General features: G+C 68.6%; 14 protein-coding genes. 1 reads left to right on the forward strand and 13 read right to left on the reverse strand.

What is annotated here, in order from left to right; translation table 11 throughout:
• Positions 1 to 73: 73 nt before the first annotated feature.
• From A5724_RS32460 to hrcA, 4 genes are read right to left on the reverse strand one after another with little or no spacing between them, the layout of a single operon-like run.
• Entirely contained in the window at positions 74 to 646 is a 573-nt protein-coding gene (locus A5724_RS32460; protein WP_067812359.1) for a YdcF family protein, read from the reverse strand.
• Positions 643 to 1,383 carry a 16S rRNA (uracil(1498)-N(3))-methyltransferase gene (locus tag A5724_RS32465; RefSeq protein ID WP_067812234.1) on the reverse strand — a complete coding sequence of 247 codons (741 nt, stop codon included), beginning with the start codon at positions 1,381 to 1,383 and terminating at the stop codon, positions 643 to 645. Before A5724_RS32465 ends, A5724_RS32460 begins: the two co-directional genes overlap by 4 nt.
• Before the next feature lie 6 nt (positions 1,384 to 1,389).
• Positions 1,390 to 2,532: a molecular chaperone DnaJ gene (gene dnaJ / locus A5724_RS32470; protein ID WP_067812237.1), complete on the reverse strand. Its 1,143-nt coding sequence runs from the start codon at positions 2,530 to 2,532 to the stop codon at positions 1,390 to 1,392.
• 22 nt (positions 2,533 to 2,554) lie between these two features.
• Complete coding sequence (gene hrcA / locus A5724_RS32475) at positions 2,555 to 3,586, reverse strand: heat-inducible transcriptional repressor HrcA (protein WP_067812239.1); 1,032 nt, start codon at positions 3,584 to 3,586, stop codon at positions 2,555 to 2,557.
• A 160-nt stretch (positions 3,587 to 3,746) separates the two neighbouring features.
• Between hrcA and A5724_RS32480 the strand changes: the two genes are divergently transcribed.
• Complete coding sequence (locus A5724_RS32480; RefSeq protein ID WP_067812361.1) at positions 3,747 to 4,061, forward strand: type II toxin-antitoxin system VapB family antitoxin; 315 nt, start codon at positions 3,747 to 3,749, stop codon at positions 4,059 to 4,061.
• Here A5724_RS32480 and A5724_RS32485 read toward each other — a convergent pair.
• The 9 genes from A5724_RS32485 to A5724_RS32525 all read right to left on the reverse strand — a co-directional run bounded on the left by A5724_RS32485 (position 4,011) and on the right by A5724_RS32525 (position 23,966).
• A complete protein-coding gene (locus A5724_RS32485; RefSeq protein WP_067812364.1) occupies positions 4,011 to 4,676 on the reverse strand; it encodes a DUF998 domain-containing protein in 666 nt (221 codons plus the stop codon). The two genes, A5724_RS32480 and A5724_RS32485, sit on opposite strands and share 51 nt — an antisense overlap.
• An 88-nt stretch (positions 4,677 to 4,764) precedes the next feature.
• Positions 4,765 to 4,977 carry an MbtH family protein gene (locus A5724_RS32490; RefSeq protein WP_067812242.1) on the reverse strand — a complete coding sequence of 71 codons (213 nt, stop codon included), beginning with the start codon at positions 4,975 to 4,977 and terminating at the stop codon, positions 4,765 to 4,767.
• Positions 4,955 to 6,241: an NADPH-dependent L-lysine N(6)-monooxygenase MbtG gene (mbtG, locus tag A5724_RS32495; protein ID WP_067812245.1), complete on the reverse strand. Its 1,287-nt coding sequence runs from the start codon at positions 6,239 to 6,241 to the stop codon at positions 4,955 to 4,957. The genes A5724_RS32490 and mbtG overlap by 23 nt, the downstream gene beginning before the upstream one ends.
• On the reverse strand, positions 6,238 to 10,509 hold the full coding sequence (locus A5724_RS32500; protein WP_067812366.1) for a non-ribosomal peptide synthetase: 4,272 nt from the start codon (positions 10,507 to 10,509) through the stop codon (positions 6,238 to 6,240). The genes mbtG and A5724_RS32500 overlap by 4 nt, the downstream gene beginning before the upstream one ends.
• A 20-nt stretch (positions 10,510 to 10,529) precedes the next feature.
• On the reverse strand, positions 10,530 to 15,572 hold the full coding sequence (locus A5724_RS32505) for a non-ribosomal peptide synthetase (protein ID WP_067812247.1): 5,043 nt from the start codon (positions 15,570 to 15,572) through the stop codon (positions 10,530 to 10,532).
• Entirely contained in the window at positions 15,565 to 18,444 is a 2,880-nt protein-coding gene (mbtD, locus tag A5724_RS32510; RefSeq protein WP_067812249.1) for a mycobactin polyketide synthase MbtD, read from the reverse strand. Before mbtD ends, A5724_RS32505 begins: the two co-directional genes overlap by 8 nt.
• Complete coding sequence (locus tag A5724_RS32515) at positions 18,444 to 19,754, reverse strand: polyketide synthase (RefSeq protein ID WP_067812251.1); 1,311 nt, start codon at positions 19,752 to 19,754, stop codon at positions 18,444 to 18,446. The genes mbtD and A5724_RS32515 overlap by 1 nt, the downstream gene beginning before the upstream one ends.
• On the reverse strand, positions 19,747 to 20,493 hold the full coding sequence (locus A5724_RS32520) for a thioesterase II family protein (protein ID WP_067812254.1): 747 nt from the start codon (positions 20,491 to 20,493) through the stop codon (positions 19,747 to 19,749). The genes A5724_RS32515 and A5724_RS32520 overlap by 8 nt, the downstream gene beginning before the upstream one ends.
• A complete protein-coding gene (locus A5724_RS32525) occupies positions 20,490 to 23,966 on the reverse strand; it encodes a non-ribosomal peptide synthetase (RefSeq protein WP_067812256.1) in 3,477 nt (1,158 codons plus the stop codon). The genes A5724_RS32520 and A5724_RS32525 overlap by 4 nt, the downstream gene beginning before the upstream one ends.
• Positions 23,967 to 24,010 lie beyond the last annotated feature (44 nt).

Genomic DNA, 24,010 nt, shown 5'->3' on the forward strand with positions numbered 1-24,010 from the left:
TTTCTTGGTCGTGGCCGTTCAGGTTCGCTCTCGGATACCCAGTTTACCGTCCGCTCCCAACCCGCCCCAACCGTTAACCAGCGCAGACCGCACGGACGTAGCGGTAGCCGTCGTAGGCCAGCAACACCGCGTGCAGTGGCCCCCACTCGAACGGCAGGTAGTCGCGGGCTCGGACCAGCCTTTTCGCCGCGTCCGGCGACTGGTCGGCCAGGATCGCCCTGGCGCGCAGCGCGTGAAAGGTGTTCGACGCGATCTTGATCGCCGGGCTGTCGGCAAAGAACGGCATCGCGTTCGCGATGTTCTCCTCCGTCGTCGTCGACCGGTTTTCGATCACGATGTTTCCGGGTGGCAGATGCAGGACCCGCACCGCGTAGTCGGCCATCATCTGCGCCTCGGGAACCTGCGTGCGCACGGCGCCGCCGCAGAACACGAACCGAGCGACGCTCGGATCGGTGGAACGCACCGCGATCCGGACCCGCCAGCGGTGCAGTGGCACCAGCGGGCACCCCAGCACCAGGACCGTTTCGCCGACCTCGACGTGACCGGCATCGGTGCCGACCGTGGGCAGCAACGCCCGCGAGGCGGCCCAGGTCGCGAACTCGACCGCACCCAGCACGGCGGCCACCACCGCGACGGCCCACTTCACGTCCGCCACCGCGCGGTCAGGACGCCGAGCGCCCCCAATGCCACCGCCGCTGCGGTCGAGGTCCGCAACACCGTCGGGCCCAACCGGACCGCTGTCGCGCCGGCGCCGGAGAGCACCGCGATCTCGTCGTCGCTGACGCCGCCCTCCGGACCGACCACAAGCCACAACGAATCCGCTTGCGCCAGCGGCACTTCGGTGAGCTTGACGGTCGCACTCTCGTGTAACACCAGCACGGTGGCGGTGCTGTCGGCCGCCTGTGCGGCCAGTTGCACCGTCGACACCACACCATTGACCGGCGGAATGTACGGGCGCCGCGATTGCCGCGCCGCCGACCGCGCGACGGCGTCCCACCGGCGCAGGCCTTTGTCGATCTTCGCCGTGGATTCCCACCGCGCCACGCAACGCTGCGCCTGCCACGCGACGAACGCGTCGGCACCGGCCTCGGTGGCCAACTCGATCGCGAGTTCGGAACGGTCCGACTTGGGCAGCGCCTGCACCACGGTGACGGCAGGCGATGCGGGCTCCACCGTCGTCCGGTCGAGCACTTTCGCGGTCAGGCGGCCCTTGGCGACCTCCTCGACGACGCAGTGCGCCATGGTGCCTACGCCGTCGCCGAGGTCGAGTTCCTCCCCGGTCCGGATGCGCCGGACGTTGGCCGCATGAAAGCCCTCTTCACCGTCGACGACCGCGAGCTCACCGATCGAGGGCAGCGCATCGACGTAAAACAGCGTGCGCACCAAAGATCAACGGCCGGTAAAGGTTTCGCGCAACCTGCTGAAGAAGCCGCTGCCCGTCGCGGCGCTCTGGGTCGACCGTACTTCGGTGACGTCGCGGGTGCGCTTCTCCTTGAGCTTCTGCAGCAGTTCGATGTCCTCGTGGTCGAGTCGCGTCGGCACGACCACCTCGATGTGGGCGTGCAAGTCGCCGCGCACTCCTGAGCGCAGATGCGGCATGCCGTGGCCCCGCAACGTCGTCACCGAACCGGACTGCGTACCCGCCGGGATGGTCAGTTCGGTCGGACCGTCGATGATCGCGTCGATGGTGACCGTGGTGCCCAGTGCCGCGTCGACCATCGGCACCGAGACGGTGCAGTGCAGGTCGTCGCCGTCGCGGACGAACACCTCATGCGGCTTCTCGTGTACCTCGACGTAGAGGTCACCCGCGGGGCCACCGCCGGGACCGACCTCACCCTGGGCCGCGAGACGAACCCGCATCCCATCGCCGACGCCTGCCGGGATCTTGACGCTGATCTCGCGACGCGCCCGCACCCGGCCGTCGCCGCCACAGCGGTGACACGGATCGGGGATGACCTCGCCGACGCCGCCGCACACCGGGCACGGCCGCGACGTCATCACCTGACCAAGCAGCGAGCGCTGCACCGTCTGGATTTCGCCACGCCCGCCGCAGGTGTCGCAGGCGACCGGCTTGGAATCGCCGTTGGTGCCCTTGCCCTGGCACAGATCGCACAGCACCGCGGTGTCCACCGTCACCTGTTTGGTCACGCCGGTGGCGCATTCCTCCAGGTCCAGTCGTATCCGCAGCAGCGAGTCCGAACCGGGCCGCACCCGGCCGATCGGGCCGCGCGACGTGGTTCCGCCGCCGAAGAAGGCCTCGAACACGTCCCCGAGCCCGCCGAAGCCGGCGAAGCCGTTGCCCGCGGCGGCCGCGTTCTCCAGCGGGTCGCCGCCCAGATCGACGATGCGCCGCTTCTCCGGGTCGCTCAGCACCTCGTAGGCGACGCTGATCTCCTTGAACCGGGCCTGGGCCTCTTCGTCGGGGTTGACGTCGGGATGCAGTTCACGGGCGAGCTTCCGATAGGCGCGTTTGACCTCCGAATCGCTCGCCCCCCTGCTCACTCCGAGCAGCCCGTAGTAATCGCGTGCCACGCCAACCCTTTCCAATGCCGAATTACCGGCTACCCAAGACTTCGCCTATATAGAGAGCAACCGCAGCGACATTAGCGATAGTTCCCGGGTAGTCCATCCGCGTGGGTCCCAGTACGCCCATGCCGCCGTATACCTTGCCCGAACTGCCGTACGCGGTGGAAACCACCGAGGTGCCCGCCATCTGTTCGGCCTCGGTCTCGTGCCCGATCCGCACGGTGACCTTGCCGGCTTCCTGCTGGGCCGCCAGCAGTCGCAGCACCACGACCTGCTCCTCCAGCGCCTCCATCACCGAACGCAGCGAGCCGCCGAAGTCCGCGGTGTTCTGCGCCAGGTTGGCGGTGCCGCCGAGCACCAGACGTTCCTCGCTGTGCTCGACCAGCGTCTCCACCAGCACGGTCGCCGCCCTGCCCACCGCATCGGCCAGGCCGCCGCCCCCATTCAGATGCGAGGCTAGATCAGAAACCGCGATCGATGCGGCCGCCAGCGGTTTACCCTCCATGGCCTGGCCGAGCCGGTCGCGCAGCTGGGACAGCTCGTGCTCATCGATGGCGTCGCCGAGTTCGACGATGCGCTGGTCGATGCGGCCCGAGTCGGTGATCACCACCAGCAGCAGCCGGGCCGGGGTCAACGCGACCACCTCGAGGCGTCGCACACTCGACGTGGTCAGCGTCGGGTATTGCACGATGGCCACCTGGCGGGTCAGCTGCGCCAGCAGCCGCACCGCGCGGCGCAGCACGTCGTCGAGGTCGACGCCGGATTCCAGGAATGTCAGGATCGCGCGCCGCTCGGAGGACGACAGCGGTTTGACGTCGTCGAGCCGGTCGACGAACTCGCGATACCCCTTCTCGGTGGGCACCCGGCCCGAACTAGTGTGCGGTTGGGTGATGTAGCCCTCGGCTTCCAGCACCGCCATGTCGTTGCGGACAGTGGCGCTGGACACCCCGAGGTTGTGCCGTTCCACGAGCGTCTTCGACCCGATCGGCTCCTTGGTGGCGACAAAGTCGGCGACGATGGCGCGCAACACCTCGAAGCGGCGGTCGTCGGCGCTACCCAATTGGTCACCTCCCCGTCAACGAACACAAGCATGCAGTCAGTACCCATTTTACGGGCATCAACTGGGCGGATACCGCGCGAGCAGGTGTTCGCGTGGCGGATAGGTGGTTTACGACTACCCTTTGCCCTGTGACCCCGACGACGCCCGAGAGATCATGTCGATGATCTTCAAGGGAGTGCGCGAGGGCAAACCGTATCCGGACCATGGCCTGTCCCAACGGCAATGGGCGCAGATACCGCCGCGGCAGCTTCGCCTCGACGAGTTGGTCACCACCACAACTGTGCTGGCGCTGGATAGGCTCCTGTCCGAGGATTCGACGTTCTACGGCGACCTGTTTCCGCACGCGGTGCGGTGGAAGGGCATCGTCTACCTGGAGGACGGCCTGCACCGCGCGGTGCGGGCGGCGCTGCGGAACAGGACCGTGCTACACGCTCGCGTGTTCGACATGGACGTCCCGCTTGCGCAGCAGACCTAGCGCCACCGCGCCGCTGAACACCTGCCACGCCAGGATCGAATAGACCGGTATGCGCTCGACGATGCCGACGGGTGCGTACCGGTAGGTCCACACGTTGTAATTGGCCAGCATCAGAAACGCGAATACGCCCGTTGCGGCGATCAGCAGCGACACCAGGCGGTACCACCAGCGGGCGTCCACAGCGCGGGCGACGATTCCCGATCCCGCGACGATCGCGAAGTTGCCCGCGACGAACACCAGCAGGGCGCCGGTCATGTGCAACTGCATGCCGTCGCCCTTGGCCAGCGGCGAACCGCCGTGCACGGTGGCGACCAGGAAGTAACCGATGGTGGCGGCGGTGGTGAACAATCCGAAGAACACGCCGCGCCGTCCCGACGCGCGCGTCAGCAGGACCGCGCCGACCAGCAGCAGCGCGCCCTGCAGATAGAAGGCGCCGTTCATCAACCACGCGAACCGGCCCCAGGCCGGGACGCCGAGCACGCTGATGTAGTGGTGCACGTAGCTGTAGTGGCCTTTGACGTTGGCCGCGGCGAGTTTCTCGACCGCCAGGTACACGACGGCGGCGACAATCCAGACGACGGCGCCGACCTTCACGAGCCGCGCGCGGTTGGTCACGGCACCACGGTAGGCCACCGTCACGCCGAAACGGCATTCCAGCACGCCTCCACTCGAACTTTGCGTGCACAGATGCAGTCTCGGCGAGTCAGGCGCCCATGGCCTCGCGCAGACTTCGCGGCCGGATGTCGGTCCAGTGGTCTTCGACGTAGGCCAGACACTCCGCGCGGGTGGCATCACCGAACACGACGCGCCAGCCGTCTGGGACGGCGACGAACGTGGGCCACAGGCTGTGCTGGTCCTCGTCGTTGACCAACACGAAGAAGGTGCCGTTGTCGTCATCGAATGGGTTGGTGCTCATCGCTTCTCCTGATCGACGGTGCCGGCGAGCTGTGATCCGCGCCGAGGATGCGGTCGGACAGCAGCCCGAGGCAGCTGAGATTCGGGAATCCGGGGCCCTGAGTCAGCCCGGACAGCCCGGGTAGGAACAGTTTCGGTGTGACGCCGTCGACGGCCAGGTCACCGCCGATGGCCTCCTGCAATGCGTCACCGGTCAGCGGGCCGCCGAGCCCGAGCTCCAGCAGATCCAGCGCGTCCTGGCCGAGCAGCGGCACGAACCACAGCCCGTCGGCCCCGGAACCGTCGATCACCAGATCGAATCCGTGCACGGTCTCCAGTGCTTCGGCCCCGCGATTCGTGCTCAGCGTCAACCGAATTCGCTCGTCGCGCGGCACCGCGTGGGCGACACGACCGCGCAGGTGCCGAATCCGGTCGTCGGCGAGCAGCGCGTCCTGCACCCGTGCCGAAAACACGCCGCGGTCGGTGCGCGCCAAGGCATCCCGCCGCTCCGCCAGCGTCAGGCTCGCCCAATGTGTGGGGTCCGAGTACAGCGTGTTCTCGAAGAACCCTTCCCCGCGGGTGAACAGCGTCACCTGCGGCGAGATGACGGTGATGGTCGAAACCCGGTGCCGGAAAAGCTCGTTCAGCATCGATGCGGCGGTCTCGCCGCCGCCGATCACCGCGACCCGCTCCGCGGTCAGCACTTCGTGCTGCGCGGCCCGCTTCCAGAACTGCGCGATCGACAGCACCCGCGGATGCCCCGGCAGGATCGACCGTTCGGCCTGACCTGGTCCGGTGATCATGACGGCGTCGGCGGACACGGTCCGCTCGGGGGTGTGCAGCGCCCACCGGCGGCCGTCGAGCGTGATCCGGCGTACGTCACCGGCGACGATGGTCATGTCGACGTTGTCGGCGACCCAGCGTAGGTATTGGCTCCACTTGCGGTGTGCCGGCGCGGGTCTGCCGCGGTCCACCCATTCGGCGAACTGCCCGGTGCTGATCAGATACGACTGCCAACTGTGCCGGACCATCCGCTCGTCGAGTTCGGCGTTGCGGCCCGCCACCAACGAGGAGCGGTACGGGAACCCGACGTCCTTCTCGGGGCTGGTGCCCAGTCGGTGCTGTCCGTCGGTCCACCCGCCGTCCGATTGCCAGTTGGCCGCGACGCCAGTGCGTTCGACGGCGACGACGTCGGGCACCTCGACGCCCATCGCCCGCAGTTCGGCGGCCTTCGCGGCGACCGCGACGGCTTTCGCGCCTGCGCCGACGATGGCGAGTGTACTCATGGCGCAACCTCTTTCAACGCGTCCAGCCACATCGCCTGCAGCGTGGCGATGTCATCGGCGGACAGGATGTCGGGCAGCGTGCGCCACTGCGTCGCCAACACCGGCGTGTCGGCGTCGCCGACGATCGCGGCGATGATGGTCAACTCGTAGCGCACGGCGACTTCGGGTTCCGGCAGCGTCGACACCCCGGCGAGCAGTTCCCGGTCCAGCCGCATTCCGTCGCGGCCGCCGCCGAAGTGCAAGCGGCCCAGGAAATTCAGCAGCAGCTGCGGTTCTGCGTGGGCCCGCAGCCGCTGGGCGGTGTCGGGTCGCAGATAGCGCAGCAGACCGTAGTCGATTCCGTCGCCGGGGATGTCGTCGAACACTGTCGGCGCGGGTAGGCGCAGCGGGTAGACCGCGCTCAGCAGTCCGACGGTGTCCGACGTATCGGCGTCGGCGGTGACAGCGTCCGCCCTGCCGTGCGTCTCGATGGCCAACAGCGGAACGGGGTTGGGCTGACCGCGGTGTCGCCGCCAGTTTTGCACCATGCGGGCCGCGGCCGATGCCAGCAGGTGGGTGATCGGTTTCGCTGCGTTGAGCAGGCGGGCGCTCACCTCCTTATCGGTGACGCACATCGTGACCGTGACGTCGCCGACGCGGTCAGTGTCCGGGCGGACCCGTCGTGCACCGAGGTCGGGGTCCTCGCCTGCGAGTTGGGCCAGCCAGTAGTCGCAGCTGTCAAGGGCCGCCGCCCGTTCGGTGAGCAGTTGTGACCAGCGCCGGTGGCTGGTGTGTTCGCGCACCGGCGTGGGGGCTCGACCGTCGGCCAGCGCGCGCCACCCGGCGTCGAGTTCACCGAGGACGATCCGCCACGATGCGGAGTCCATGGCCAACACGTGCACCGTCAGCACCAGCACGCCCGCCTCGCGCAGCCAGACGGCGCCGAACATGACGCCGTTTTCGGGATCGATGCGCTCGACCGTCTTCCTCGCCTGCTCAGCGACCGCCGCGGTCGGATCGCCTACGCCTGTCACCTCGACGATGTCGACGGTGACGGGGTGGTCGACCAGCGTCATCGCATCGCGGTCCAGTCGGCTCCGCAACACGGTGTGGCCGTCAACGATGTTCTGTAGCACCTTTTTCAGCTGTTCGCCGGTGATGCCGTCCGGCAGCCGGATCGCTTCGGTCTGCGCGAGCCGCCGCGGGTCGCCGTACTCGTAGAGCCAGCGCGCATTGGACAGCAGCGTGATCGGACCGCCGCCGTCATCGGCAGCACCGATGCTCACCGATTCACTGTCCACCGCCGAGGCGAGTTCGCGAATCGTGCCGCACTCGAGCAGCAGCCGCGCCCGCAGCGGGATGCCGCGTTGGCGCGCCGCCTGCACCACCGAGAGCGCGACGATGCTGTCCATGCCCTGGCGGACCAGGTCGGCGGTCACGTCGAGGTGATCGGTTTCCAGTACTTCGGCCATCAATTCGGCCAGCGCGGCCTCCGTCGGGGTTTCCGGTCGGGCTGCGGGCTCGTCGACGGCGGCAGGCAACGCCGCGAGCGCGGCCTCGTCCACCTTGCCGTGTGTGGTCAGCGGCATCTCGTCGAGGACGACGATGTGGTGCGGAACCATGTAGTGCGGCAACCGTTTCGACAGCATGGCGCGAAGGCCGGCCAGATCGGGTGCCGGGTCGGCGACGACGTATGCGGTGAGCCTTGGCGCGCGGCCGTGCATGGTCACGGCAACGTGGGCGTGACGCACCGCGGGGTCGGTGTGCAGCACCGCCGAGATCTCGGCGGGTTCGACGCGGAAACCGCGGATCTTGACCTGCGCGTCGGAGCGACCGAGGAATTGCAGCGCCCGATCGTGGCCGCGGCGCACCACATCCCCGGTCCGGTACATCCGCTCCCCCGGCACGAACGGGTCCGCGACGAACCGGCCCGCCGTCTCAGCGGAGCGGCCGAGGTAGCCGCGGGTCAACTGGCCGCCCGCCAGGTACAGTTCGCCTGCCGCGCCGACGGGCACCGGCCGCAACCAGGAGTCGAGCACGTACGCCCGGCTCGGTGCGGTGGGCCTGCCGATGGTGGGCGCCTCGTGATCGGCGATCGCAGCGACCACCGCCTCCACGGTGGATTCGGTTGGGCCGTAACAGTTGTAGGCCGCCATGCCGGTGCGGGCGCATTCGTCGCGGATCGAGGTCCACGCCGGGATTCCTACGGCCTCACCGCCGAGGGCGAGCACGGCGAGCGGAACGGTGGTCAGCAACCCCACCGCGTGCAACTGGGCGAACATCGACGGCGTGGTGTCGATCATGTCGATGCCATAGCGGGCGATCGTCTCGACCAGCGTCTCGGCGTCGCGTTGCGTGTCGTCGTCGACCAGGTGGACGGTGTGCCCGTCGAGCAGGGCGGCCAGCGGCTGCCACGCGGCGTCGAACGTGAAGGACCACGCGTGCGCCACCCGAAGCGGCCGACGCAGCCGGGTTGCTGCTGGCTGCAACACGTTTCGGGCGTGGTCGGCCGCGTACGCCAGCAGCGCCTGATGGGTACCGACTACGCCCTTCGGCGTCCCGGTGGTGCCCGAGGTGAAGACGACGTAGGCGGCCTGCCCCGGATCGACGGTGGCGGCCGCGAAGTCGGTCGAGTGCGCCGTGTCGAAATCGTCGTCGATGACGACCGACGCGCCGGTCTGGGAGATGATGCCGTCGATGCGCTCGGCGGGCATCCCCGGGTCCAACGGAACGATCACGCCGCCGGCCTTCAGCACACCCAGCATCGCGACCACATATTCCGGGCTTCGGGTCAGGGTGATCGCCACCGGTGTCTCTGCCCGTACGCCCTTGGCGACCAGCGCGGCGGCGACCCGGTTTGCGGCCTCGTCGAGTTGGCGGTAGCTGTACTGGCCGCCCGACCACCTCAACGCGACGGATCCGGGTCTTGCTGCGGCGATTTCGGTGAACCGGGTGTGCACGCCACCGTTGGCGGGCGCTGCCGTCGCAGGTGCCGACTCGTCGCGTTCACCGTCGAGCAGGACGCTGATGTCGCGAAGCGGGGCGTCCCAGCCGCGGAGTAGTCGCTGCGCGGTCGCGAGCAGTCGCGTGCCCAGCGACTGCGGTGTCATCAGGCCGAGCGCGCCGTCGATCACCTCGATCAGCAGGGTCAACTCACCCGCTGTGAGGTGAGCGGCGACCGTCACCGGGAAGTGCGACAGGCTTTCCAGCGCTGCGGGACGGAAGGTTGCGCCGTTGGCGGTGAACTCGCCGCCGCCGACAAGCCCGCCGGGAGGGAAGTTTTCGTACACCAGAAGGGTGTCGAACAGCTCTCCGACGCCTGCCACTGACCGCAATTCGGCGTGGCCGAGGTAGCTGTGGTGGCGCAGCAGCGCACCGTCGCGCTGCAACGCCGCGCATTGGACGCCGACCCGCTCGGCGGGGTCGAGTCGGACCCGAAGCGGCACGGTGTTGATGAATAGCCCGACCATCGTCTCGACGCCGGTCAGCTCGCCTGGCCGGCCCGACACGGTGACCCCGAAGACGACGTCGTCGCGGTCAGTAACCGCAGACAGCATTGTCGCCCAAGCGAATTGAACGACCGTATTCACCGTGACGCCGAGGGACCGCGCAGCCTCCACGAGCCGTTGCGTGTCTGCGGCGTCGAGTTTCACTTCGGTGCGGTGTGGATTGCCGACCGGTGGCTCGCCCGCGGTGAGCGCGGGTGTCATAAATGTCGGCCCGTCGAGTCCGGCGAGGTGATCGCGCCACAGCGCGCGACTGGTCTGCTGATCGCGCCGGGCCAGCCAGCCGATGTAGTCGCGGTATGGTCGCGGTGGTGGCGGCAGCGCCGCGGGGTCACCGCCGGCGCGGTACAGCGTGATCAGTTCGCCGACGAACAGCGGTAGCGACCAGCCGTCGATGATGATGTGATGCGCGACGACCACCAGACGCCAATGCGATTGCGGCACTTCGACCAGCAGGAAGCGGATCGCCGGGCCGTGTCCGAGGTCGAACGGTCGCCGCCGCTCGTCGGCGTCGAGCGCCTCCACCTCATCGGCTGTCGCGGTGATGTGCCGCCACGGCACGTCGACGCGGACGGGAACGACCTGCACCGGTCGGCTCTGGTCGGCGCGCAGGAAGCTGGCCCGCAGATTCGGGTGCCGCACCAACATGGTTGCGGCGCAGTTGCGCAACAGGTCGGCGTCAAGAGCGCCAGTGATGTCGGCGGCCATCGCGATCACGTACGGGTCGTGGTCGGACAGCGCCGCCATGGAGTAGAGCCCCTGCTGCAGCGGGCTCAGCGCCATCACGTCCTCGATGGTCGAGGTCACGGGGCACCCTCGTGCGACGACGTCCACAGGGCGGTGACGGCCGCGAGTTCGTCGGGTGAAAGACCCGACGCGGTCATCGGTTCGTGGTGGGTATCCGGTTCGGCGGGCACATCGCCCGCCTCGTCGACTGCGACAGCGAGGTCGTGCACGGCCGGATGCTCGAACACCATCCGCGCCGTCAGCGCCAGGCCCGCGCCACGCGCCCTGGCGGCCAACTGGACAGCCAGGATGCTGTCACCACCGAGTTCGAAGAAGTCGTCGGTGCGGCCGACCTCGCCGACGCTAAGCACCTCGGCGAGCATCGCGGCCAACGTCTTCTCGGTGTCGGTCTGTGCTGTGGCGGCGGCAGGTTTCGACGGCGGTGCCGATTGTTCGGTGCGACCGAGGAATTCCAGCCTGCCGTCCGCTGTCCAGCGTGCCCGCTGGCCGCTTCGGTACATCGGCGGGTCGAACGCGGGACCGGCGTAGTGCACGTCGCCGACCACCCCCACAGGTACCGGTTGGCCGTGGTCGTCGAGGACGTGGACATGAGTGACCCCGCGGCTGAATTCGGCGATGCGGCTGTTCTCGTCGGCTTCCGCGATCCGGATCTCCCGCAGCCTCTGGTCCGGATCGGCGGCAATCGCATGGAGCACCCGGCCAAGCCACCGCGTGAGGCGTTCGATTGTGCTGCGCCGGTACAACTCCGGGCGATAGATGACATGGCCTCGGTAACCGTGCTCGGTGGCGAAGAAGTTCAGCGACAGGTCGGCGTGCGCGACGTCGAACGTCGGTTCCAGCGCGGTGAACGTGGTCTTCCCGTCGACGGTGCGCCCGGTGGGCAATCCTTCCCGGACGTGGACGACGACGGAGAACAGCGGGTTGCGTGACAGCGACCGCACCGGGCTCACCGCATCGACCATCCGGTCGAACGGCAGATCCTGATGCGCGTAGGCCTGCAGCGCCATGTCGCGGGCTCGGCCGAGCACTTCGCGCACCGTCGGGTTGCCGCGAAGATCGTTGCGCAGCACCAGAATGTTGACGAAGAACCCGATCAGTTGGTCCAACTCGGATTCGGTGCGCCCTGCGACGGGCGTACCCAGCGGAATGTCGTCGCCTTCACCGGCCTTGTGCAGCAGTATCGCGACCGCGGACTGCAACAGCATGAACTCGGTGATGCCGAGTTCGCGGGTGAGGCCGGCCAGTTCGGCGCGCGTCTGCGCGCCGACGGTGAATTGGACGGACTCGCCCGCTCCGCTGGGGACTGGTGGCCGTGCGAAGTCGGGCCGCAGGCCGACGTCATGCGGTATGTCCTTCAGCTGCTGTGTCCAGTAGTCGCGTTGAGCGGCAACGGGTCCGGTGTCATCGTTCAGCAGCGCGTTCTGCCACGCCGCGTAGTCGGCGTACTGCACGGCGAGGGGCGCCAGCGCAGGCGGTTGACCCGCGCACCTGGCGTGGTAGGCGGTCAACAGGTCGGTGAACAGCACGCCCGCCGACCAGTGGTCCGCGGCGATGTGGTGCACGACGAGTGAAAGCACATGGTGCGCCGGGGTGGACAGCACCGCCGCACGCACCGGCGATTCGTGCTCGAGATCGAAGATGTGCCTGCGCTCGTCGCCGAGTTCGGATTGCAGCCACGCCTCGTCGTCGCCCTGCGCCCGCCGGACCGGCACGCCGGTGCGCGGATTGACGACTTGATGTGGCACACCGTCGATTTCGCGATAGGTGGTGCGCAGGATCTCGTGCCGGTCGACGACGTCCGACACCGCGGCCGCCAATGCGTCGACGTCGCAAGGGCCGGTCAGCCGCGCCGCGAACGGAATGTTGTTGACAGCGCTCGGGCCGTCGATGCGGTACTGGAACCAGGTCCGCAACTGCGACGCGGACATGGGGCACGGACCGTCGTGTTTGATGCCGACCAGTCGCGGCCGCGTCGCATCGGCGGGGGTGGCGTCGTCGATGCGCGACGCCAGTTGCGCCACCGTGCCGAGTTCGAACACGTCCCGCACCCCGAGGTCGACACCGCATCGCGACCGGATGGCCGCGACCAGTTTGGTGGCCAGCAGCGAATGCCCGCCGAGGTCGAAGAACGAATCGTCGGCGCCCACCCGGTCGCGGCCGAGCAGTTCGGCGAACAACTCTGCGAGCGTGCGCTCGGTACCGGCTGCGGGTTCGCGGAACTCGGTGTCGGACATGATCTGCGGTATCGGCAGCGCGTCGCGGTCGATCTTGCCGTGTGCGGTGATCGGGATCTCGTCGAGCACCACATAGCCGGCCGGCGTCATGTAGTCGGGCAGCGCGGCGGCCACTCTGGCCCTGATGCGCTCCACATCCACCGCATCGGCCGCGGGCGTCAGATACCCGACCAGGCTCTTGCCGAGGTTCGGCAGGTCGCGGACCACCACCACCGCCTGGCCGACGCTGGGATCGACCGAGATCGCGGCGGCGACTTCGCCGAGTTCGATGCGGAACCCGCGGATCTTGACTTGTTCGTCTGCGCGGCCGACGAATTCGATGTCGCCGTCGGCGTTGCGGCGTGCCAGGTCGCCCGACCGGTACAGCCGCCCGCCGCGGGTGAACGGGTCGGCGATGAACCGTTCGGCCGTCAGGCCGGGTCTGCGGTGGTAGCCGCGCGCGACATGTGTTCCGCCGATGTAGATCTCGCCGATGACGCCGACGGGAACGGGCCGCAACGCGCCGTCCAGCAGGTGGATCTGGGTGTTGATCTTGGGCTTTCCGATCGGCACGATCCGGTTGCCCTGCTTGCCCTCGACCTTGTAGCGGGATGCGTTGATCACCGTCTCGGTGGGCCCGTAGAAGTTGTGCAGCAGCGCGTCGAACGTGGCGTGGAACTTGTCCGCGGTCTCGCCGGGCAGCGCCTCCCCGCCGATCGGCACCCGCTTGAGCGTGCGCCACTGGTTCACGCCAGGCAGCGAGAGGAACAGGCCGAGCAGTGACGGCACGAAGTGCATCGAGGTGATGCCCTCGTCGTGCAGGAGTCCGGTGAGGTAGCCGATGTCACGCAGCCCGTCGGGCCGCGGTATGACGAGTCGGGCGCCGCACGCCAGCATGCCGAAGATCTCGGCGATGGACACGTCGAAACTCGACGAGGCCACCTGCAGCAACCGCTCGGATTCGTCGATGCGGTACTCGTCGCGGAACCATTCGAAGAACTCGACGACGGGCCGATGCGTCACCGGAACACCTTTGGGCAGCCCGGTCGAACCTGACGTGTAGATCAGGTATGCCGCGTTGTCCGGCCGCAGCGGACGCACCCGGTCGCTGTCGGTCGGGTTGTCGTCGCGGGCGCATGTGTCGGTGACCGGTTCGCGCAGCACCAGTTTCGGGTCGGAATCGCCGAGGATGAACCCGAGCCGGTCGTCGGGATAGGTCGGGTCGATCGGCAGGTAGACGGCGCCTGCCTTGAGGATGCCCAGTGCGGTGACGACCAGTTCCGGGGATTTGTCCAGCAGGACCGCGACGCGGTCTTCGGTGCCGATGCCCTGCCCGATCAGCCAGTGCGCGAATCGGTTTGCCGCGGTGTTGATCTCGCGGTAGCTGTAGCGGAGGCCCTCGTAGACGATCGCGACGGCGCCGGGTGTCCTGGCGGCCTGCGCCTCGACGAGCGCGGGCAGTGTGGTTGCCTGCACGTCGAACTCGTCCCCGGCGGAGACGCGGTGCAGCCAGTCGGCGTCGTCGGCGTCCATCAACGGCAGGTCGCGCAGCGGTTGGTCCGGGTCCGTGACGGCGGCGTCCAGCAGCACCGCGAAGTGGTCGAGCAGTTGACGGACAAGCGGGGCGTCGAGGATCTCGGTGAGGTGTTCAGCCTCGACCTGCGCGCCGGAGTCGTCGAACTCCACCATGAAACCCAATGGCAATTGGGTGAACTGGCCGCGCAGTTCGGCGCGTCGGCATGTCACGCCGGGCGGGCAGAACCCGCCGCCGTCGGCTTCGCGGGCGCCGAAACCGATCCTGGCCAGGCGTTCCACGCCGTGCCTGCGGTCGGGATTGAGTTCGCGGACCACCCGGTCGAGGTTGACCCGTTGGTGCGCGAAGGCGCCGACGGTGGTGTCGCGGGTGGCGTCGACCAATTCGCGGAATGTCTGGGCAGGCCGCGGGCGCATCCGCAAGGCGACCGTGTTGCCGTAGTAACCGATGCAGTGCTCGACGCCGGCGCCGCGGTTGAGCACCGGTGTGGCGACGAGAAAATCGTCGGTCTGGGTGTAGCGGTGCATGAGCGCGCCGAATGCCGCCAGCAGCACCATGTACGGGGTGGCGCCCGCTTCGCGGGCCAGTGCGGCGGTGCGCTCGACGGTGCCGGTGGGCAGCCGCAGTGTGGTGCGTTGGGAACGCCAGTCGGTGGGGACATTGGACCCGTTCGGTCCCGGAAGTTCGAGCGGTTCAGGTGGATTCGCGAGCGCCGAGCGCCAGTAGGTGAGATCGTCGTCAGCGGTGTCCGGACCGATCGCTCTTGGCGGCGTGACAGGCGGTAGATCCTCGCCGTTGTACGCCCGGGTGAGGTCGGCGAAGAAGATCTGCCATGACCCGTCATCCCAGGCGATGTGGTGGGCCGCCAGAAGCATCACGTGTTCTGCGGCCGAGGTGCGGACGACGGTGATGCGCAGCGGCGGATCGACGGTCAGGTCGAAGGGCGTGCCGAACTCGCGTTGCGCCAGCACTTCCAGGCGCAGCGCCCGGGCGTGCTCGGACAGACCGGACAGGTCGTGCTCGGCCCAGCGCGGAGTTGCCTCGTCGTGGGTCGTCAGTTGCGGCTCACCGTTCGCATCGGCGCGGTAGGTGGTACGCAACACGCTGTGCCGGCTGGCGACCGCGTTCACCGCGTCATGCAGGCGTGCTACATCGAGATCCCCGGTGAGCCGGTATGACACGCACACATTGAGCAGCGCGCCGGTGGTGTCGGCCTGCTGGACGAACCACATGCGGCGCTGTCCGTCCGACAGTTCGGTGGCCGCCAGTCCCGGCCGCTCGTCCTGGCGCAGACCGCGTTCGTGCAGCCTCCGCCGCAGTAGCTCGAACCTGATGTCCATGGTGTCAGTCACGCGAGGTGTCCACCTTCTCGTCGGTGTCGTGTGCGTCGAGGCGGGCGATCAACTCGTCGCCGGTGATGCCGCCGAGCAGCACGGCCAGCGGCACCGAGTTGCCGGTGACGCGGCGCAACCGCTTGCGCAGATCGAGGGCGAGCAGCGAGTCCACGCCGAGGTCGAGTAGCGATGCGGAGAGGTCGATCACGGCGGCGTCCCCGAGATCCAACGCCGCGGCCAGTTCGGCACGCACTCGCGCCGCGGTGTCGACGCCCGATTCCGTTGTCGCTGAGGATGGTTGCTCGTTGTGCTGGCTGTCGAAGAAGGTCCGTAGTCGATTGCGGTCGGCCGCGATGATCACTGGGTCGATCGGGTGTTCGCGCAGGCTGGCCTCGATCGCGGCGTCCGGTGCCATCGGCAGCAGACCGGAGCGTTCGATGCGGGTCACCTCGTCAGTGTCGACGATGCCCGCACCCCACAGCCCGTACTTGGCCGACACGCAGTGCCGACCGTTGGCGCGCAGTTGGCCTGCCATCACGTCGAGCATCCGGTTGGCGGCCGAATACGCGGCGTGCCCGCGGCCACCCCAGACCCCGGACACCGAGGAGCACAACAGGATTCGGGCTTCGGGCCGCATCGGCCACAGCTCGGTGATCCGGGCCAGGCCCACCACCTTGGCCGCAATCGTGTCGGTGAACGCGTCGGCGGTGACCGCATCGCCGGTGGTGAACGTCGCGGCACCCGCCGCGTGGATCACCAAGGTCGCGCCGTCGCCGCCGTGCTCGCGGGCGGCGGTGCGCACCTGATCGGCAGAGGTGATGTCACAATGCACGGCGAGCACGTCGGCTCCGTCGAATTCCGCGCCGCGGCGGCTGAGCAGCACGATGCGCCGCGCCCCTCGGGCAGCCAGGTAGCGGGCGTAGTGCATGCCGACCGCTCCACTGCCTCCGGTGATCACCACGTTGTCGAGCAGGCCGTCCTCCAGCGGCCACGGGCCGGCGGCCACGTCCTGCTCCGGCAGCATCCTGACGTAAAGCATTGGCCCCGATTCTGTCTCGCGGATCGCCGCTTCGGTGTGTTGACCGAGCAGAGCGTCCACGACGGCCGCGGTGTCGTCCCATGACGACAGATCCAGATGGCGGAACGTCTGGTCCGGATGCTCGAATCCGATGCTGCGGTGCATGGCCGCCAGCGCGGCCTGCGCGGGCAACGCCACCGGCTCGTCGGGCCGCACGTGCTCACCACCGACGGTGACCAGCCATACGTCGCGGCACGCCGGTTCGATGGCGCGGGGGTAGTCGAGCAGGCCCGCGCCGAGCAGTCCGGCGAGATCGGCGGCGGCCTGCTCGGTGTCGGGGTGGTCGAGCAGCGGCGCGACCACGATCAGCATGTCGGCCGCCCGCGGGCCGACGAGGTGGACGTCGGCACGCGCTTGGATCGCGTCGCGCAACCGCTCGCCGAGGCCGGCGCGTGGACCCGGCAGTTCGATCACCGCCACCTGCCGCACCACCACCGGCGCATCGGATCCCGGTTTAGCGGACCACTTTTCGGCTGCGATGGTCAGTCCCGGCAGCGGTGGCAACGGTTCCGGGGTGGCCCACAGATGTACGGCGTGCATCGGCGCATTGGGGAACCCGGATAGCGGTGGTTGCTGCACGTCGACAAGGCCGGCCCAGCGGTAGCCCGGGTCACTGACGGCCACCGCGGCGATGTTGGCGGACAGCACATCGATCAACGACTCGTCGCGTCGACCGGAGCCGACCGCGATAGGTTCATCGTCGCCAAGGAGGTCGCCGAGAGCGAACAGCAGCGCCGGGTGCGCCGACAACTCGACGAACGTGGTCGCGCCCTGCTCACGGGCCGCGGCCACCGCCCGGTCGAACCGCACGGTGTTGCGGAGGTTTTGGTACCAGTAGTCGGCGAATTCGGTTCCGGCGGGGACTACCGAGGCCGTCGCCGAACCGATGAACTGCACCGGGGCGTCGGCGAACGTCGCGCTCGGCAGCAAGCCGACAAGGTCGGCTCGCAGCGGTTCCAGCGCGCTGGTGTGTGCAGGGAAGCCGACGGGGATCTCGCGGGCGAAGCCGCCGGTGTCCGCCACTTCGCCGGCCACCGTGGTGATCGCATCGCGCTCCCCCGACACCACCACCGACGCGCCGGCGTTGACGACCGACAGTTCCAGCCAGCCATCGGTTTTGGCGATCAACCGCTCGGCGTCTTCCACCGGGATGCCGAGCACGGCCATGCCGTAGCGGCCGGTCAACCCGTCGACCACCTGGGCGCGGGCCGTCACGACCGCTGCCGCATCGGCGAGCGTGATCGCACCGGCCACGTAGGCCGCGGCCAGCTCGCCCAGGCTGTGGCCGACCGTGATGTCGGGTGCGATGCCGCACGACGTCCACACCGCGGCCAGCCCAGCGGCGTGCGCGAACTGTGCTGCCTGGCTCTGAATCTGCCCGAAGTCGCCCTCGGAGGTCAGATACGGCAGCGGTGATTGAGCCCCGAATGCCTCGGCGCAGCGCTCGACTTCGGCGCGGTAGACCGGCAGATGCCGGTAGGCCTGCGCGCCCATCGACGGCCACTGGCTGCCTTGACCAGGAAACACGAACACCGTTCGGGGCGCGCCGTTCTCCGACGAGCGGGCCACCAACGGGTGATCGTCGCCCGCCGCCAGCGCGCGCAGACCGTCGGCGAGTTCGGCGACGTCGCACGCCCGCACCACCGCGCGGTGGCGTCGCAGTTGCCGGGTGCGCAGCAATGTGGCCGCGACCGACGGCAAGTCGGGTGCGCGGTCGAGGTACCGAAGGATGGCCGAGGCATCCGCCGCGATCAGGTCCTCGGCGTGGGCACTCAACAGCACGGGCGTGCGCCCGTCGGGAAACGCAGTCATCACGCAGCCTGATCCTCGGCGGGCATCGACACGATCACGTGGGCATTGGTGCCGCTCATCCCGAACGCAGAGACCGCGGCAACGCGGTGGCCGTCGCGGGCAGGCCATGGTGTCAACGCGGCGGCGGGCCGCAGACCCTGACTAGCCCAGTCGATTTCGCCGCTCAGCTCGTCCAAATGCAGGCTCGCGGGGACGGCTCCGTGTTCGGCGGAGACCAGCACCTTGGCCAGTCCGAGCGCCCCCGCGGCGGCCTGCGAGTGGCCGACGTTGGACTTGACCGATCCGAGCAGCGCCCCGGCACCCGGTTTCGTCGCGCCGTATGTGGCGGCCAGCGAGTGCAGTTCGGTGCGGTCTCCGAGCGTGGTACCGGTGCCGTGACCCTCGACCATGCCGACCTCATCCGGTCGCACACCCGCGACGTCGATGGCCCGTTGGAACAACCGTGTCTGCGCGGATCCGCTCGGCGCGGTCAGGCCGGTGGTGCGGCCGTCCTGATTGACGCATGTCGCACGCACCTCGGCCAGCACCCGGCGTCCGTTGCGTAACGCCGCCGACCGACGCTGGAGCACGAACATCGCTGCGCCCTCGGCCCACACCGTGCCGCTGGCCTGTGCGCTGTACGGCCTGCAGTGACCGTCGTCGGACAATGCGTGCTGTTTGGAGAACTCGACGAAGAAGCCCGGCGAGCCCATCACGCACACACCGCCGGCCAGCGCCATATCGCAGTCACCGGACCGCAGCGCCTGCACGGCGACGTGGAAGGCGGCCAGCGCCGATGCGCACGACGAGTCGATGGTCATCGCGGGGCCCGCCAACCCGAGCGTGTAGGCGATCCGTCCGGAGATCACGCCGGGCGCGGTGCCCGTGATCAAATGCCCCGAGTGGCTGGAGAACTCGGCGAGATCCGGACCGTAACCGGTGGTCGAGGCACCGACGTAGCAGCCCACGTCGTGGCCGGCGAGATCGTCGGGATTGATGCCGCTGTTCTCGAGCGCCCGCCAAGCCACCCGCATCGCCACTCGCTGCTGCGGATCCATGGCCACCGCCTCGCGCGGCGAGATGCCGAAGAACACCGGATCGAAAGTCCCTGCCCCGGTGAGGAACCCGCCGAGGTCGTGGATGCGTTTGAAGCCGTCTCGCCGTGACCCGTCGAGCAGTTCGCGCACGGACCAGCCGCGGTCGGTCGGGAACGGGCCAAGCGCCTCGTGCTGTTGGAACAGCAACGACCAGTACGCGTCGACGGTGTCCACACCGCCCGGCGCCTCCAAAGCCATGCCGACGATGACGATCGGATCGTCGCGCTCATCCATTGACCAACTCCGCGACGGCGCCGGTGTGTTCATCCAGATAGAAGTGGCCGCCGTCGAACATCAGCAGTGTGAACGCGTTCGCCGTGTGGGTCTCCCAGCGCTGCAACATATCTCGATCGACCCGGTGGTCGTGACTGCCGCCGAGCACGTGGATGTCGGCCCGGATCCGGGTGTCGGCGTTGCACGAGTATCGGTTGAAGGCCCGGTAGTCGGCCTTGACCGCGCGCAGCAGCAGTTGGACGAAGTCCTCGTCGGCGAGCAACCGCGGATCGGTGCCGCCGAGGTCGACCATGTCGGCCAGCACCTCCCGGTCGGTGATCGGCAGCGGCGTCGACGCCGCCACGGTTGCGGGGGCCTGACTGGCCGACACCCACAGTTCGCGCACGTCGACCCCGTGGCGTTCAGCCATCCTGGCGAACTCGAACGCCACGACGGCGCCCATGCAGTGGCCGAACAGGCGTAGCGCGCCGACGCGGCGCCAGTCGCCTGCGTCGAACAAGTCCGCCGCGAGCGCCTCCACCGTGTCCGGCGCCGGGTGGGTCAGGCGGTCGGCGCGCTGTGGGTACTGCACGACGTAGGCGTCAACACCTGTGGCCGCCATGGCCGTTGCCAGCGGCCGGTACGCCGCCGCGGCACCGCCGGCGTGCGGAAAGATCACCGTGGCGCCGCCGGGCCTGCCTGCGAACCGCTTGATCCATGGCGCGAAGTTCAGTTGTGTGCGTTCGTCGATCGATGTCATGAAGCACTCGTGGTTTCGAGCGCGGACAGCACATCGGCTTCGTGCATGCCTGCGACTTCCAGATACAGTTCGGCCACGTGGGCGAGGCGGTTGCTGTCCGGTTCACGCTCGGTGAGCCGGGCGGCCAGCGCCGCGACGGTGCGGGTCGCGAAGACGTCGGCGACCATCACCGTCGGCGTGTCCAGCCAGTTCCTGATTCGCACGACTACGGCGGTCGCGAGCACCGAATCGCCGCCCAGTTCGAAGAAGTCGTCGTCGGCGGCCACCTCGGCCGCGCCCACCAAGTCGGCGACGATGGCTGCCAGCGCCGACTCCAGCGGTGTCGACGGGGCGCGACGGCCGCCTGCACCGGCGGTGACACTGTCGGCCAAGATCCGTGCGACCGCTCGGCGGTCGGTCTTACCGCCCGCCGTGTACGGGATGCGCTTCACCATCTCGATGTGGCGCGGAATCATATGCGCGGGAAGCAGTTCGGCGGCGCCGTTGCGCAGTGCCTCGACGGTCAGCGCAGCGTCGTCGACACCGACCACCGCGGCCAACATGTCGCTGACACGTTCACCGGACGCAGGCACGACCGCCGCCACCGCCGCGCGGACACCGGGCAACCGTTGCAGCGCGGCCTCGACCTCGCCCAGTTCGATGCGGTATCCGCTGACCTTGACCCGGTGATCGGCGCGACCGACGAACTCGAGGTTGCCGTCCGGCCGGTATCTGGCCAGGTCCCCGGTGCGGTACCAGGTGCGGCCGAGATAAGGGACGAACCCGTCGGCGGTCAGATCGGGACGGCCACGGTAGCCGCTGGCGATGCCGCGCCCGGTGATCCACAGTTCACCGGGCACCCAGTCGGGACAATCCGCCCCATACGAATTCACCACGCGGCAGGCGTTATTGGGGAACGGTTTGCCGTACGGCACCGCTGTCCAGTCCTCGGGTAGCGCACCCGCCTCGAACAACGTGGCGTGCACCGCGGTCTCGGTGGCGCCGCCGAGACCCGCCACCCGGACACCGGGAGCTTGGGCCTGCAGTCGGCGCACCATCGACGAACGGACCAAGTCTCCACCGGTCGGCACGGCGCGCACCGAATGCAATCGCCCGTCGCCGACCTCCACGAGCATTTCCAGCCAGCCGGGAAGGAAGTTCAGCACGGTGGCGCGGTGAGTGGCGATCTGCTGGGCCCAGTGATCGGGGTCGCGGCGGTATGCCTCGTCGACGACGACGATCGTGCCGCCCGCGGTCAACGTGCCAAACACGTCGAGGACGGAAAGGTCACACTCCAGATGTGACACGGCCAACGTGCGGTCGGCGGGCCCGATGCCGAAATGACCGTTGAGGAACTCGATGGTGTTCATCGCCGCGTCGTGGGTGACCTCGACGCCCTTGGGCTCGCCGGTCGACCCCGAGGTGAACAGCACGTAGGCCGACTCGTTGGGATCGGTTGCAGGTGGCGCGAATTCGGGTTCTCGTCGGCCGACCCGCAGTGCTTCAGGGATGGTCAGCGCGGGCAGGTTGGTCGGCGGTTGCAGATCGCCGCACACCAGCGCCATCCTGACCCCGCCGGTCGAAACGATGCGCGCGGCGCGTTCGGCGGGATGGTCGACACCGATCGGCAGATAGACCGCGCCTGCGGTGAGGATGCCGCACAGCGCGACGACCTGTTCGGCGCACTTGGGACCCATCACCGCGACGGTGTCGCCCGGTTTTATGCCAGCGACACGCAGTGCCGCCGCCACGGCGTGTACCTGTTCACACAGTTCGGCGTAGGTGAGTTGACCTGATGAGCTGATCACCGCCAACGCGTCGGGACGTGCCGCCGCCGACGCGAACAAACCGCCGTGCAGCGAATTCCCGCTGGGCGCAGCGGATTTGCCGTTGTCGGCGTCCCTGATGGCGCGTTCGGCGTCGGTGAGCAGCGGTGGGCGCTGGACCTCCCAGGCGATGTCGTCGAACGCCAATCGGCGGAGTTCGTCGATGTGCCGCTCGAACATCGCGTCGATGACGCCGGGCCGGAAGGCGTCCTCGCGAACGTCCCAGTTGACCAGAATGCCGCCGTCGAATTCGGTGACCTGGGCGTCGAGCAACACCTGCGGGCCTTGCGAGTTGATCCACACCGGCGTACCGAAACTGTCGGTCACCGAAACGGCGAACAACTCGCCGAGACCGAGCGCACTGGTGAACACGACCGGGGCCAGCACCTGCGTGCCACGGTGGCGGCTGAGGTCACGCAGCACGGATAGACCCGGGTAGCTCGCATGCGCCGCGGCGGCGCGGAAGGCGTGCTGGAGGGCCTGCGATCGGGCGGTCGCGGTCGCCGCGGCGGCGAGGTCGACATCGAGCAGGACCGAGGAGGTGAAATCCCCGACCAGGCGGTCGACGTCGGGATGCCGTTGCTCACGACCGAACATCGGCACGTTGAGCAGAAACCGCGGTTCCGCCGACCAGCCCGCCAATGCGTCGGAGAAGGACGCGGCGAGAGCCATCGCAGGCGTCACCCCGCGTCGGCGGGCCGCGGCGAACAGTGCGTCGCGGATGTCGCGGTCGAACCAGTGCCAGCGCCGGGTGGTGTGGCACGGATCTGCTTGTTCGGCAACGGGAACCATCGGCAGATGCGGCGGATCCGGCAGTTCCGGTATCCGCTTTGACCACCACTGCTTGTCGGCCTCGACCACGGCCGGCAGGGATGTCACGGCTCGCCGGTAATCGCGGTAGGTGTAGCCCAGATGCGGTAACTGCTGGCCGCGGTAGAGCGCGGCGAGGTCGGACATCAGCGTGCGGTAACTCATCGCGTCGGCGGCTTGCATGTCGAGGTCGACATGCAGTCTGGTGCGCCCGCCGGGCAGCAGCGACAGTGTGAGCTCGAAAACCTGACCGTCGAGTTGTTGATGTGACTTGGCGCGCCGGGTGGCGGTGAGTCGGTCGGTGACCTCGTCGTCGGAAAGATCGCTGAGGTCGTCGACGCTGACGGGATAGCGCCCCGTCGCGCGACCGATGCGCTGGGTGCCGTCGGGCAGGAACTGCACCCGGAGCATCGGGTGACGCTCGGCCAGCGCGGTGGCCGCTTGCGTGAGCCGCTCGTGATCGACTGCGGCGCCATCGAATTCGACATACAGGTGTCCGGCGACCCCGCCGAGGCGCTGATCGTCTTCGCGGCCCACCCACATCGCGTGCTGCATCGGCGCCAGCGGAAACGGGTCGTCCGAATCATCATGCGCCACAGCTGCTTCCGTCGGTTGGTCAGCGACCGCGGCGGCGCCGACCAGCTCGGACCAGGCGCGCACGGAAGGCTCGGCGGCCAAGGTCGCGAAGTCGATGTCGACGCCCCGCCGACGCCACCGCCCGGCCAGCGACATCATCCGGATGGAATCCAGGCCCTGAGTGATGAGGTTGCCGTCTGGGTCCACGTCATCGGGGCTGATACCGAGAAGTTCGGCGACCTCTTCACGGATGGTCTGCGAATCCGCAGCCGCAACACGCACAAGCCCTCCATATGGTTAGCCTCGCCTTAGTTTGTGGAGGCTAC

Source organism: Mycobacterium sp. ACS1612 (genome assembly GCF_001667505.1).
In the GTDB taxonomy this organism is placed as follows: domain Bacteria; phylum Actinomycetota; class Actinomycetes; order Mycobacteriales; family Mycobacteriaceae; genus Mycobacterium.